Below are 12889 nucleotides of genomic sequence, written 5' to 3' on the forward strand. Positions count from 1 at the left end.
CAATGACCAAGAGAGAAGGATAGTATGACTCCTCCCATAATAAAGGCCATGTCCGACATTGCGACCCGGCTGACCGTGTCGCCCGCGCCCCACTGGCGCTGCGGACGGACCCTGCACGCCATGATGCGCGCCCATCTGGCGGCGCTGCTTCCGGCATTGCTTGCCGGTGTATACATGTTCGGTCTTCCTGCGGCCGCCACGGTCGGAGTGGCCGGTTCCGTGGCCGTATTGACCGAAGTGCTCTGCCTGCGCATGCAGGGCCGCGACGTGGACGTGGACAATTTCACGGCCCTGTATGCGGGCATCCTGTTCGCGTTCCTGTTGCCGGCAACCGCCCCGTGGTGGGTCGCCGCAGCAGGTGCGGTGGTAACCATCGTGCTCGGACGCACCGTATTTGGCGGGTTCGGGTGCAACCCGGTCTGCGCGCCGCTGGTGGCGTGGGCCTTTTGCCGCATGTCCTGGCCCGCAGCCATGGACATCGATCTGAACCTCGCCCATTTCATGAGCAACGATCCTGTCTATCAGTTGCAGCGGTTCGGCGTGGAAGCCCTGAGCCAGTTCGATTATGTGGATCTTCTTTTGGGGAGGCAGCTGGGCGGCCTCGGCGCCTCCCAGGTGGCGGCCCTGCTGGTGGGTGGCGGCTTCCTGCTGATCACCAAATGGATCCGCTGGTACATTCCCGTGTCCTTCGTGCTGGGCGTAAGCGCGGTTTCCACTCTGTTCTGGTTCATTGATCCGGGTACCTATGCGCCGCCCCTGTTTCACCTGTTGGCGGGCAGCACGGTCTTCGGCGCGCTGTTTCTGGCCACGGACACGGCCTCCAGCCCGGTGGGCAAGCTGCCCCAGTTCCTGTTCGGCCTCATCGCCGGTTCCCTTGTCGTGATCATCCGCGTGTACGGCGCGTTCCCGGACGGCGTTCCCTTTGCCATCATGCTGACCAACCTGCTCAGCCCGCTGCTGGACAGGGTGCGTCCCAAACCTTTCGGGGGAAAATAGGCCATGCGTGAAATCGTACATATGCTTGTTGTGCTGTCCATGATCTGCGCCGGTTCCGGCGCCTTGCTGGTGAACCTGAAAAAAGCCACCAAAAGTCAGATCGAGCAGCAGGTGCTGACCTATGTTCAGGGCCCTGCGCTGCTTTCCGTACTTGAAGACCGCGACAACGACCCCATTGCCGAGCGCGTGACCGTGGGCGACGTGACCGTGTTTCCGGCCCGGAAGGACGGAAAGCTGGTGGGCGTGGCCATGGAAACCTTTGCGCCGGGGTATTCCGGCGATATCGGCGTGATGGTAGGATTCGACGTGGCCGAGGATGAACTGCTCGGCATCGGCATCACCACCCAGACCGAAACCCCGGGACTGGGAACCCGCATCATGGACCCCGGCTTTACCGGCAGGTTCAGGGGTCACGATCTCGACAGCATGCAGGTTTCCTCCAAGGGCGGGGACATCGACGTCATTACCGGGGCCACCTATTCGTCCACGGGCACGGTGGATGCCGTGCGCAAGGCCATCGAGACTTACAATGCCCTCAAGCCCGAGATTCAGAAGGCCTTGCAGGCTTCCTAGGAGAAATCGCAATGAACACCATATTCAAGGAATTCATCAAGGGGCTTTGGGAAGAACTGCCGCCGTTTCGCGTGCTGCTCGGCCTGTGCCCCACGCTGGCCGTCACATCCACGGCGGAAAACGGTCTGGGCATGGGCGCGGCCGTCGTGTTCGTGCTGACCATGTCCAACCTGATCATTTCGGCCCTGCGAAAGATCATTCCGGCCAAGGTCCGCATCGCCTGCTTCATCGTCATCGCGGCCTCGCTGGTGGTCACCGTGGAATTGCTCATGCAGGCCTACGCCTATCCACTGTACCAGAAGCTGGGCATCTTCGTGCCGCTCATCGTGGTCAACTGCCTGATTCTGGGCCGCGCCGAGGCTTTCGCATCCAGAAACGCCATCCTGCCGTCCATTGCAGACGCGTTGGGCATGGGCCTCGGGTTCATGCTCTCCCTGACCTTTCTGGGCGGGCTGCGTGAAGCGCTGGGCAACGGCACCGTGTTCGGCGTTCCGGTCATGTGGGAAACCTTCAAGCCCGCCTCGGTCATGGTCATGGCGCCGGGCGCATTCGTGGCGCTGGGATTCATCCTTGCGGGCATGAACGCGTTCAACCGCTATCAGAGCCGCAAGAAGGGCGGCGTCGAGCCGGTTTCCCAGAACTCCACCTGCGCATCCTGCGGTGCGTGCGATTCCTGCAAATAGGGGGATACTCACATGGAATACTTCCTGCTCTTCATATCCGCCGTTTTCATCAACAACATCGTGCTGGTCCAGTACCTCGGGGCCTGTCCGTTCATGGGCACCTCCAAGTCCACGGACGTGGCGCTGGGCATGGGCGGCGCGGTCATATTCGTCACCGTCATGGCCACGGCCTTTACCTGGCCCCTGCAGCACTACGTGCTCATTCCCTACGATATCGAATACCTCCAGACCATCGTCTTCATCCTGGTCATCGCCTCGCTGGTGCAGTTCGTGGAGATGTTCCTGAAAAGGGCCATTCCGCCGCTGTACAAGTCTCTGGGCCTGTTCCTGCCGCTCATCACCACGAACTGCGCGGTCATGGGCGTGGCCATCATGGTGCAGCGCAACAGCTATTCGTTCATCAAGTCCCTGGTCTACGGCCTTGCCTCCGGCGTTGGTTTTCTCATTGCGCTGGTCATCATTTCCGCCATTCGCGAGCGGCTGGACATCGCTCCGGTCCCGGCGGTTTTCCGGGGCGTTCCCATCGCCCTGATCATGGCAGGTGTCATGTCGCTGGCCTTTATCGCCTTTCAGGGCATGGCCGCGTAACCGAGAGAACGGGAGAATCAACATATGTTTACTTCGATACTGATCCTATTCCTGCTGGGCCTGACCGCCGCCGCCGTTCTGGCTGCCGCGTCCAAGGTGCTGCACGTGGAGGAAGACCCGCGCATAGCCAAGGTGGAAGCCTGTTTTCCGGGCGCAAACTGCGGCGGGTGCGGCTATCCGGGCTGCTCGGCTGCGGCCGCGGCCATCGTCAGGGGCGATGCCGGACCGGAAATCTGCGTGGCGGGTGGTGCGGAAATCGCCCACAACATCGCTGCGGTCATGGGTGTGGAGGTTTCCTTCAAGGAACCCAAGGTCGCTCACAACATCTGCACGGGCGGCTCCCGGGCCAATCTTTTGTTCGACTATCGCGGCGTGGAGGACTGCCGGGCCGAAGCCCTGTTGTACGGCGGCCAGAAATCCTGCGGTCTGGGCTGCATCGGACTCGGTTCCTGCGTCAAGGTCTGCGGGTTCGACGCCATCCATCTCAACGACGATCATCTTCCGGTGGTGGACATGAATCTCTGCCGCTCCTGCGGCAAGTGCGCCGAGGTCTGCCCCACGGGCGCCATCCGCATTTCCGGCCTGACTATGGATTTGCTGCACCTGAACAAGGTGGTGGACTGCCTTGCCCCGTGCATGCAGAAATGCCCGGCCCAGATCGACGTGCGCACCTATATCCAGCAGATGAAGCAGGGTGACATGCGCGGCGCGCTTCTGACCATGAAGCAGCGCAATCCGCTGCCCCTGGCCGTGGGCAGGCTCTGCCCGGCCCCGTGCGAAACCATCTGCCGCCGCAACATCGCGGACGAGGGCGTGGCCATCCACACCCTGCATCGTTTTGTTGCGGACTGGGAAATGAACTCCGGTTCCCGCGTGCGAGTCGATTGCAACCCGCCGTCCGGCCATCGCGTGGCCATCATCGGCGGTGGCCCTGCGGGATTGAGCGCGGCCTATTTCCTGCGCCGCATCGGGCACGAACCCACCATTTTCGAAAAACGCGATTTCGTGGGCGGCATGATGAAGGGCGTCATCCCCGAGTACCGCCTGCCCGGAAAGGTTGTGGATTGGGAACTGCAATCCATTCTTGATCTGGGTGTGGACGTGCGAACGGGAATGACCTTCGGCAAGGACGTGACCCTGACCCACCTGAAGGAGCAGGGCTTCGAGGCTGTGTTGCTGGCCACGGGCGCATGGAAGGTCCCTGCGCTGGATGTTGAAGGCCATGATGCCGAGGGCGTCATGAACTCCATCGAATTCCTTTCGGACGTGGGCAATACGCTTACCGACCTGCGTGGCCGCAAGGTCGTGGTGGTGGGCGACACCAACACGGCCATGGACGTGGCACGCAGCGCCGGGCGTTTGGGCGCGTCGGTCACTGCGGTGATCGGCTGCATCCAGCGCAAGATGTCTGCCAACAAGAACGAAGTGACCCGTGCCGCGGAACTGGGCACGGACCTCAAGTTCCTGACCCGCGCCACGCGCGTGCTGGTAAAGGACGGCAAGGCCGTGGGGCTGGAATATTGCGAAGTGCAGTACGACGACCCCAAGAAGGCCAAGGGGACACCCCAGCCCGTGGCGGGCACCGAGGCCACGCTGGATGCGGACCTCATCGTGGTGGCCACCGACCGGCTCGTGGACATGGATGCCATCAGCGACGCAGACGGCAAGCCTTTGTTTGAAATGGACAAGAAGACCGGCGGCATCAAGAGCGACAAGACCACCCTGCAGACCAGCGTGGACGGCGTGTTCGTGGCCGGCGAGGCCGGCACCGGACGCAATATCCTTATTCAGGCCGTGGCCGATGGCCGCCGGGCCGCGCGTTCCATCCATCATTATGTGACCAGAGGCGTCATTCCCGAACCTGAAAATCCGCAACTGCGCGTCATCCCCGAATCCATCCTCAAGAATATGAAGGTAACCTACTCCATCCCGCGTGTTCGCGTTCCCGAGGTCTCCATCGACGAACGCCGGACTTCCTTCAAGGAGGAGGTCAAGGGCTTTATCGAATACGATGCCGCCCGCAAGGAGGGCAGCCGCTGTCTGCGCTGCGGCCTGACCTGCTATGACGCCGAGGCCGGGGCCGAATATGCCGCCGACCCGGATGTGGAACGATTTGACAGGCAGGACGTCAACTAGATCCTGCTCGAACCATGTTTGTTAAGACCAGCCACCCCAAGGTCATAACATAGACACCCCCCAGAGAGGAGAGAACTGCACCCCTCGCCTCCTGTCCACAGGGTATCACCTCGCCCTGTGCGAGCCCCCCCGGATTACCGACCGGGGGGGCTCACTCCTTTTCTGGGGGCCCGCCATGGTTTCCCCTTTCTTCCGGAAGTGGTACAGCCGAAACAGCAATGAGACGGTGGCCCAACACCCTACGGAGGACGAGTTCATGGTAGTTCGATTGGCTTTCAATATTTGTGTGGCGATTCTTCTTGCTGCGGCCGTGTCTGGCGTGGCCATGGCTGGCGACCCGTTGCCCGAGGGGTTCGTTCATGTGAGCGAGGTTGTTCCGGGTGTGGTTCTGGACGTGCGCTATTACGGCAGCAACAATTTCGTGGGCGAGCGTATCGACGGGTATCTTGCCCCCCGCGTGATTCTCACCGGGCAGGCTGCCGAGGCCGTGGGGCGCGTGCAGGCCGCATTGGTTCCCTTCGGGCTCGGGATCAAGCTGTTCGACGGCTATCGGCCGCAACGGGCCGTGAATCATTTCGTGCGCTGGGCAGAGGATGTTTCGGACACGCGCATGAAGCAGGCCTTCTATCCGGGCGTGCAGAAAAGGAATCTTTTTCGGGACGGGTACATTGCGGCCAAATCGAGCCATTCGCGCGGTTCCACCGTGGACCTGACCATCGTGGATATCAAGAGTGGGCGTGAGTTGGATATGGGTACCACATTCGACTTTTTCGGCCCCATGTCATGGCCGGACAACAAGGACATGAACGCCGGGGTGCGGGCCAACCGGGCCCTGCTGCGGCAGGTCATGGCGCGCAACGGGTTCAGGCCGCTCAAGGAGGAATGGTGGCATTTCACGCTGGAGAACGAACCCTACCCGGACACCTATTTCGATTTTCCGGTGCAGTAAGGGCAAGGTCTTGATGCGCCGAAGGCAGGCGGGTCAGTCGTTGTCGCGGTTGCGCACGTCGTTGCGCCAATGCATGAGCGGAGCGCAGCAGCCCTGGCCTTCGAATTGTTCCCGGCGTGCCGCGTCCCCTTCGTCGGGGTCCATCATCAGCAGGCACATGTACCGCCCGAGTCCCTCGTCCCACTTCAGGGCCGGGCATCGTTTCTGGTATCCGTATTTGCGGTGTGACGTTTCGCACTGGTCCGAGAGGCAGCACCAGCCGCAACCCACGCAGGGTTTAAAGGACACGAGTCATGCCGCCTTCGCGGGCTGCATCACATGTGTGGTTTGCGAGGCGCGTCGAAACGGGCGCGTTTTTGGTGCGCATGGTCATCCTTGTGGTTTCGTGCGCGGTGCATGCCGCGCCTGCCTCAGGGTAGGGCATGAGGGCGCAAGAGTAAACCGGGCCGTATGGCGGCTTGCCTGTTTTCCGGCCGTGACATGGTGTGCATTTACTTGACGCAATGCCTTGAATCCGCTTCAAGTGTTGCCTGCCTTTTGCAACGCAATCAACAGGATGGATCGTTTCATGACTCAGGATCACGTTCGGATAATTGCTGGCGAGCTTTCGTTCCGTCAATCCCATGTGGCTGCTGTGGCCCGGCTGATCGGCGAGGGGGCCACCGTGCCGTTCATCGCCCGCTACCGCAAGGAGGCCACCGGGTCGCTGGACGAGGTGGGCGTTGCCGCGATCCGCGACCGGCTGGGAGAACTGGGCGAGCTGGACAAGCGGCGCGAGACCATCCTGGCCTCCCTTGCCGAGCGTGATCTGCTCACGGACGAACTCAAGGCCGCCATCGAGGGCGCACAGGACAAGGCCCGGCTTGAAGACATCTATCTGCCGCACCGTCCCAAGCGCCGCACCAAGGCGGCCATGGCCCGCGAACGCGGCCTCGAACCGCTGGCCAAACGGATTTTTGCCCAGCGCGGCGTGGACCCGCAGGCCGCTGCCCGTGAATTCGTGAACCCGGACAAGGATGTGCCGGACGTTGCCGCGGCTCTGGCAGGCGCGCGCGACATCATTGCCGAGCGCGTCAACGAGGACTCGCGGGTGCGCGGCGCCTTGCGCACTCTGTTTGCGCGCCGCGCGCTGCTGTGTTCCAAGGTGGCCAAGGGCAAGGAGCAGGAAGGCGCCACCTACCGCGACTGGTTCGACTGGAGCGAACCCGTGCGCCGCATTGCCGGGCACCGGGCGCTGGCCATGTTTCGCGGCGAGCGCGAGGGTATGCTGAATCTCAGCCTGCGACCGGAGGAAAACGAGGCGCTGGACGTTTTGCAGCGCGGCATCGTACGGGGCCGGGGCGCGGATTCTCGCGAGGTGGCGGCCGCGCTCAAGGACGGGTATCGGCGGCTTTTGGCGCCTTCCATAGAAAACGAGCTGCGAGCCGAGGTGCGCAAACGGGCCGAAGGCGAGGCCATCCGCGTGTTTGCCGCCAACCTGCGGGAATTGCTGCTGGCCGCGCCGCTGGGCCAGAAGCGGGTGCTGGCCCTTGACCCGGGATTCCGCACAGGGGCCAAGCTCACGGTGCTGGATGAGCAGGGCAAGCTTGTGCATCATGAAACGATTTTTCCCACTGGCTCGGAAAAGCAGCAACAACAGGCCACGCAAACCCTGCGCCGCCTGCACGAGAAATATGACATAGAGGTCGTGGCCGTGGGCAACGGCACGGCCGGCCGCGAAACCGAGGCGTTCGTGCGCGGGCTTGAACTGGGTGTTTCCGTGGTTCTGGTCAATGAGGCCGGGGCTTCGGTGTATTCCGCTTCCGAGGTCGCCCGGCGCGAGTTTCCGGATCTGGATCTGACCGTGCGCGGCTCGGTGAGCATCGGCCGCAGGCTCATGGACCCGCTGGCCGAGCTGGTCAAGGTGGACCCCAAGGCCATTGGCGTGGGCCAGTACCAGCACGACGTGGATGCCGGGGCGCTCAAGGCCGCTCTGGACGATGTGGTGGCCAGCTGCGTGAACGCCGTGGGCGTGGACCTGAACACGGCCAGCCCGGAGTTGCTGGCCCATGTGTCCGGCCTTGGCCCTGTGCTGGCCCGCAACATCGTGGCCCACCGGGAGGACAACGGACCGTTTGCTTCCCGGCGAGAATTGTTGAACGTCAAACGGCTTGGGCCCAAGGCCTTTGAACAGGCCGCCGGGTTCCTGCGCGTGCGCGGGAAAGACCCGCTGGACGCCAGCGCCGTGCATCCCGAGCGCTACGGGCTGGTCAAACGCATGGCCCGCGATGCCGGATGCTCCGTGGCCGATCTCATGCAGGATGCCGGGCTTCGGCATTCTGTGCGGCTTGAGGAGTATGTGGATGATGAAGTTGGCCTGCCCACGCTCAGGGACATCATGGCCGAGTTGGACAAGCCGGGGCGTGACCCGCGCGCGGAATTCAGCCCGTTCAGCTTTGCCGAGGGCGTCAACGAGGTCAAGGACCTGCACGTGGGCATGCGCTTGCCGGGCATAGTGACCAACGTGACCAAATTCGGCGCGTTCGTGGATGTGGGCGTGCACCGCGACGGGCTGGTGCACATCAGCCAACTGGCGGACCGTTTTGTACGCGATCCTTCCGAGGTTGTGGCCGCAGGGCGCGAGGTTTCTGTCACGGTCATCGGCATTGACGAGGCGCGCGGGCGCATCAACCTGAGCATGAAATCCAAGCCGGATATTCCCGCGTAGACGGACGAAGGCTTTTTCGGACAGGGCTTTACGCGGCCGCCTGCCGGGCGTACACATGGTGCGGAGTCTTTGGGGGAAGGTCGGGCAGCCTTCTCCTTTGTTCGCACACCGGATTCGCTTGGACCGCAGTCTGCCCGGGCTGTGGCTTCGGGGTCGCACCATGCACGATTCGTCTTCGGAGGTTTCTCCGCTCCGTATTCAGTTGGTGGTTTTCGCGCTTGTCTCGGCATCCTTTGCCAACATCTATATCACCCAGCCCGTGCTGCCGATCCTGCAAAACGAGTTCGGCGTGGATCTGTTGCGCGTTTCGTTCACTGTTTCCGCGGTAATCCTTGGCATTGCACTGGCCAATCTGCCGTTCGGTTCTCTGGCCGACCGCCTGCCCGTGCAGCCGATCATCCTGACCGGAGGAATCGTGGTGGGCGCGTGCGGCCTGCTGTGCGCCATGACCCACAACCTCTGGCTGCTCATTGCGGCCCGGTTCGTTCAGGGCGTGTTCATTCCGGCCCTGACCACCTGCCTTGCCGCCTATCTCGCACGCACGCTGCCCGGCGAAAAGCTGAACGTGGTCATGGGTGCCTATGTCTCGGCCACGGTGCTGGGCGGCCTTGGCGGGCGGCTGCTGGGCGGCTGGATTCACCCGCCCCTGCATTGGCGGTATGCGTTCGTTTCCGCATCCCTGCTTATTTTTGCGGCCACTGTTCTGGCAGTGCGCGTGCTGCCCCGCGACGACGCCCATGGTTCCGCGGACAAGGCGACGGTCGGTTACCGGCAACTGCTCAAGCGCGGCGATCTTGTGTTGATCCTGCTGTGTGCTGCCGGCAGTTTTTCGGTTTTTTCATCCGTGTTCAATTATCTTCCATTCCGCCTGGGCGGCGAACCATTCGGTTTTTCAACGGAAATGATCACGCTCGTTTATCTCGTGTATGTGGTGGGAATTTTCATGGGACCGCTGGCAGGCAGGATCAGCAACCGCTTTGGTGGGGGCAACACGCTGCTTGCCGGCACGCTGGTGCTGGGCTGTTCGCTCTGGGTGCTGGGCGGGGAAACCGTGCCCGGAATCATCGGCGGCCTGTTCGGGGTCTGCTCCGGTTTCTTCTGCATCCATGCCGCGGCCGTGGGACTGCTCAACCGGAAGCTGGATCGCGGGCAGGGCAAGGCCAACGCACTGTATGTCCTCTTTTACTATGTGGGCGGCTGGTCCGGCATCACCGGGGCCGGGGTAGCCTTTGAGCACTGGGGCTGGTCCGGCGTGCTGCACATGGGCCTGTTCCTTCTGTTCATACCGTTTGCGGCGGGCGTGTCCGAACGCATTGTGGAATCTCGGGAGCGCTGAAGGGAAGTGCTCGCCGCGTTCGTTTCATCTTTTGCGCAGCGTGTTTCGTTCGGTTCAACCGGTGAATGCGACTGTGGCTGCGCTTTTGCGTAACCATCGTTTTTCTGCAGGCTTTGGGGTCGCTTTTCGTTTGACACGGGTGCCGTCCAAGCTTATTAATGATTTCGAGTTTCATTATCAATAACGTATTGTGTCGCACTCGAATCCTGACATCTGGTTTTCCTGTGCTCATCGTGAAGTTTCATTCGGGGAGTCGTAATGCTTGTTGACGATGCCGGTGGCGGAACAGTCCGCTGCGGACGTGTTGGTGCGGATTTCGGGGACAAGGTGAATTTGTATCGGGCCGAGGGATTCGGCGGATGCCGCACGTTGACGGAGTGCGGGCTTGACGGAACCATGCCCGACGCCGTGCAGATGACCGTGCACCAGTTGGCGGAGTCGTTGGGCAATGCCATTGATGCCAAAGATCATTGTACCCGTTCGCATTCCGAGGAAGTGGCTGTTATCACTCAGGCCATTGGCCTGCAGATGGGGTTGTCGCCCCGTAGCGCAGATATTCTGCATATTGCCGGACATTTGCACGATATCGGCAAGATAGGCATTCCCGATTCCATCCTCAAGAAGCGCGGGCCGCTCACGGATGAGGAATTTGCCGTCATCAAACAGCATCCAGCCATGGGCGCGGCCATCATCGAGCCTGTTACCTGCCTTTCCGGAAAGAACGGCATCATGAAGATGGTTTTGCATCATCATGAGCGTTTTGACGGCAGAGGGTACCCGGACGGGCTGGCCGGGGAGGACATCCCGCTCGGCGCGCGAGTGATAGCCGTGGCGGACAGTCTTTCCGCCATGCTGCAGGACCGTCCCTATCGCCGGGCGCGGGATTACGAAAATGCCGTGGCCGAGATCGAACGATGCGCGGGAACCCAATTTGATCCGCGCATCGTCTCTGCATTCATGGAGGTCCGCGATACGGTGCGGGGCTATCTGCTTTCCATGCGAGAGATGTGCGCCCCCCTGTAGTCAGCGCAGCAGATGATTTTTCCTGCCTCGGCCCCGGGCGCGAGGCAGGATGAGACGGACCCGGAGCCTCGTTGTATCGGAAACAATGCATGTTGCCATGTGCTAGGGCCTTCCTCTTGGCGAGATGCTCCGGGTCCCTTTCCCTGTCGATTGTCCGCTTTTTCTTTGGGGCCGCTTTCTGTATGCTGCCACGCAACGGACGCCGGGCATTCTGCCCGGCCTGTCATATGCTAACAGGGAGATCGCGTGGCCGTACCAGCCAGAAAGGAAATAGCTCCGGGAATGCGCGTGCGTATCGTGCTCAAGAAAGACCAGCGCAGCGGCACGCTGACCGAGGGTATTGTGTCGCGCCTGCTCACGAAATCGCCCACACACCCACACGGCATCAAGGTGCGCCTTGAGGACGGGCAGGTAGGGCGCGTGAAAATGATCGTGGATCAGGATTGAATTGCCGCTGCCGCACCTTGACCTTTTGTCGCAGTTGCCGTGCTGGCCGTTTTAATGCAGTGCATTTTTTGGGGTTGACAGCAGCGTGAATTTTCAGCAGATTGCTGTTCCCAACACAGTGGGGCTGTAGCTCAGTTGGGAGAGCGCTTGAATGGCATTCAAGAGGTCGTGGGTTCGATTCCCTCCAGCTCCACCACCCAATTTTCCCAAGAAAAAGGACCGGTTAGCTTAATAAGCTAGCCGGTCCTTTTTATTTTGCTGGTGAACCAGATGGTCAACCGGTTGTTGATCAAAGTATTTGAGATTGCTGATTAAAGGCGTGTGAGCTGTGTTTGATGGTATATGAGATGGGATGGGGGTTAGCCGGTGCTTTGGGGCGATTTTTTGGGGTGTGATATTTTCCCGCCTCCTGCCCGTTTTGGGGTTGGGGGAGTAACTCGCCAGGATTTTTAGTAAACGTTCAGGATTGGGGTAATTTGAGTGAATCATGGGGATGGTTGTTGGTGTGGCGTTGTTTTGGAAAGTAAAAGGACCGCTTGAATCTTGCTCAAGCGGTCTTAGATGTAATTGTTTCAAATTATATTACTTATCAGAGATGAAGGGTGAGTAACTGCAAGCCTATTGCCCGTATACTTTCCAACCAGTTCCGTAAGGATTATTGGGGCTGTCTGATTTATATGGGTTCCCAGCACCATATGGATTGTTAATGCTGTCTGGCGAGTATGGACTACCATATTTTCCATATGGGTTTGAAATGGAGTCAGGGTCGTACGGGTTATTGCTTAATTTGCCACGATAGTTCCCTTGGCTGTCATATAGTTTTGGAGCATCGGTGGCGTATGGGTTGCTATATGACTTGTTGCTGTATGGGCTGCCATATTGTCCATAGGGATTGTTTAACCCATTAGCGTTATATGGACTCCCGGCACCATATGGGTTTGCTAGAGAGTCTTGATCATATGGATTGTTACTTAGATTTCCTAAATAGTCTCCTGCAAGCGCGAGGGTGGGAATGGCAAGTAGTATGGCTATTGCCCAAAAAGCTGATTTTAAACGCATGGCATACTCCCACAAGTGCGTTTATTAGTTTGCATAATCAAATAAAGCATACAAATATAGAATATGATACCATGTCGACCTGAGTCAATCAATCCAATTTTGGTCAACCATCCGGTCAACCAAACGCCTTCAACACACATCCAACATCACTGATTTTCTGTTGACGTCGAAATAAAAAGTCAAAGTATTCCAAGCGTTACATGCGTATCTCCATGCATGGCATTCAAAAGGTCGTGGGTTCAATTCCCTCCAGCTCCACCAAAAGAATATCAAAGGCCTGCAAGCTAAAGCTTGCAGGCCTTTTTGTGTGGTGTCCGTCCATGAAATTGGGTGGGTGATTCGTGCCGTTCCCGGTGTGCCCGAGAGGCTGCGCGGTTACTTTTTTTGGTTTT

At 60.1% G+C, this 12889-nt stretch carries 12 protein-coding genes and 1 tRNA gene; 11 read left to right on the plus strand and 2 right to left on the minus strand.

Annotated elements, in window-relative coordinates; genetic code table 11:
- Window positions 1-24: 24 nt before the first annotated feature.
- The 6 genes from F8A88_RS06815 (at window position 25) to F8A88_RS06840 (ending at window position 5925) form a co-directional block, all read left to right on the plus strand.
- Entirely contained in the window at window positions 25-996 is a 972-nt protein-coding gene (locus tag F8A88_RS06815) for an RnfABCDGE type electron transport complex subunit D (RefSeq protein ID WP_151150392.1), read from the plus strand.
- A gap of 3 nt (window positions 997-999) precedes the next feature.
- Window positions 1000-1569: an RnfABCDGE type electron transport complex subunit G gene (rnfG, locus tag F8A88_RS06820; RefSeq protein WP_151150393.1), complete on the plus strand. Its 570-nt coding sequence runs from the start codon at window positions 1000-1002 to the stop codon at window positions 1567-1569.
- A gap of 11 nt (window positions 1570-1580) precedes the next feature.
- Complete coding sequence (rsxE, locus tag F8A88_RS06825) at window positions 1581-2252, plus strand: electron transport complex subunit RsxE (protein ID WP_151150394.1); 672 nt, start codon at window positions 1581-1583, stop codon at window positions 2250-2252.
- A 12-nt stretch (window positions 2253-2264) separates the two neighbouring features.
- Window positions 2265-2840 carry an electron transport complex protein RnfA gene (locus tag F8A88_RS06830; RefSeq protein WP_151150395.1) on the plus strand — a complete coding sequence of 192 codons (576 nt, stop codon included), beginning with the start codon at window positions 2265-2267 and terminating at the stop codon, window positions 2838-2840.
- Window positions 2841-2864: 24 nt separating this feature from the next.
- On the plus strand, window positions 2865-4976 hold the full coding sequence (locus tag F8A88_RS06835) for an RnfABCDGE type electron transport complex subunit B (protein WP_151150396.1): 2112 nt from the start codon (window positions 2865-2867) through the stop codon (window positions 4974-4976).
- Between the two features lie 256 nt (window positions 4977-5232).
- Window positions 5233-5925, plus strand: coding sequence for a M15 family metallopeptidase (locus tag F8A88_RS06840; protein ID WP_151150397.1), 693 nt, complete (start codon window positions 5233-5235; stop codon window positions 5923-5925).
- 33 nt (window positions 5926-5958) lie between these two features.
- On the opposite strand, the gene F8A88_RS06845 is transcribed toward F8A88_RS06840, so the two are convergent.
- On the minus strand, window positions 5959-6213 hold the full coding sequence (locus F8A88_RS06845; protein ID WP_151150398.1) for a hypothetical protein: 255 nt from the start codon (window positions 6211-6213) through the stop codon (window positions 5959-5961).
- Window positions 6214-6493: 280 nt separating this feature from the next.
- Between F8A88_RS06845 and F8A88_RS06850 the strand changes: the two genes are divergently transcribed.
- From F8A88_RS06850 to F8A88_RS06870, 5 genes are all read left to right on the plus strand, one after another.
- A complete protein-coding gene (locus F8A88_RS06850; RefSeq protein WP_151150399.1) occupies window positions 6494-8632 on the plus strand; it encodes a Tex family protein in 2139 nt (712 codons plus the stop codon).
- Window positions 8633-8750: 118 nt separating this feature from the next.
- Complete coding sequence (locus F8A88_RS06855; RefSeq protein ID WP_241667378.1) at window positions 8751-9968, plus strand: MFS transporter; 1218 nt, start codon at window positions 8751-8753, stop codon at window positions 9966-9968.
- Window positions 9969-10226: 258 nt separating this feature from the next.
- Complete coding sequence (locus F8A88_RS06860; RefSeq protein WP_338325284.1) at window positions 10227-10991, plus strand: HD-GYP domain-containing protein; 765 nt, start codon at window positions 10227-10229, stop codon at window positions 10989-10991.
- Between the two features lie 246 nt (window positions 10992-11237).
- On the plus strand, window positions 11238-11438 hold the full coding sequence (locus F8A88_RS06865) for a YwbE family protein (RefSeq protein ID WP_151150400.1): 201 nt from the start codon (window positions 11238-11240) through the stop codon (window positions 11436-11438).
- A gap of 120 nt (window positions 11439-11558) precedes the next feature.
- Window positions 11559-11634: transfer RNA gene (locus F8A88_RS06870), tRNA-Ala, on the plus strand.
- Window positions 11635-12056: 422 nt separating this feature from the next.
- On the opposite strand, the gene F8A88_RS06875 is transcribed toward F8A88_RS06870, so the two are convergent.
- Entirely contained in the window at window positions 12057-12497 is a 441-nt protein-coding gene (locus F8A88_RS06875) for a hypothetical protein (protein WP_151150401.1), read from the minus strand.
- Window positions 12498-12889: the final 392 nt, after the last annotated feature.

The organism is Pseudodesulfovibrio senegalensis, from assembly GCF_008830225.1.
GTDB classification, from domain to species: Bacteria; Desulfobacterota; Desulfovibrionia; order Desulfovibrionales; family Desulfovibrionaceae; genus Pseudodesulfovibrio; species Pseudodesulfovibrio senegalensis.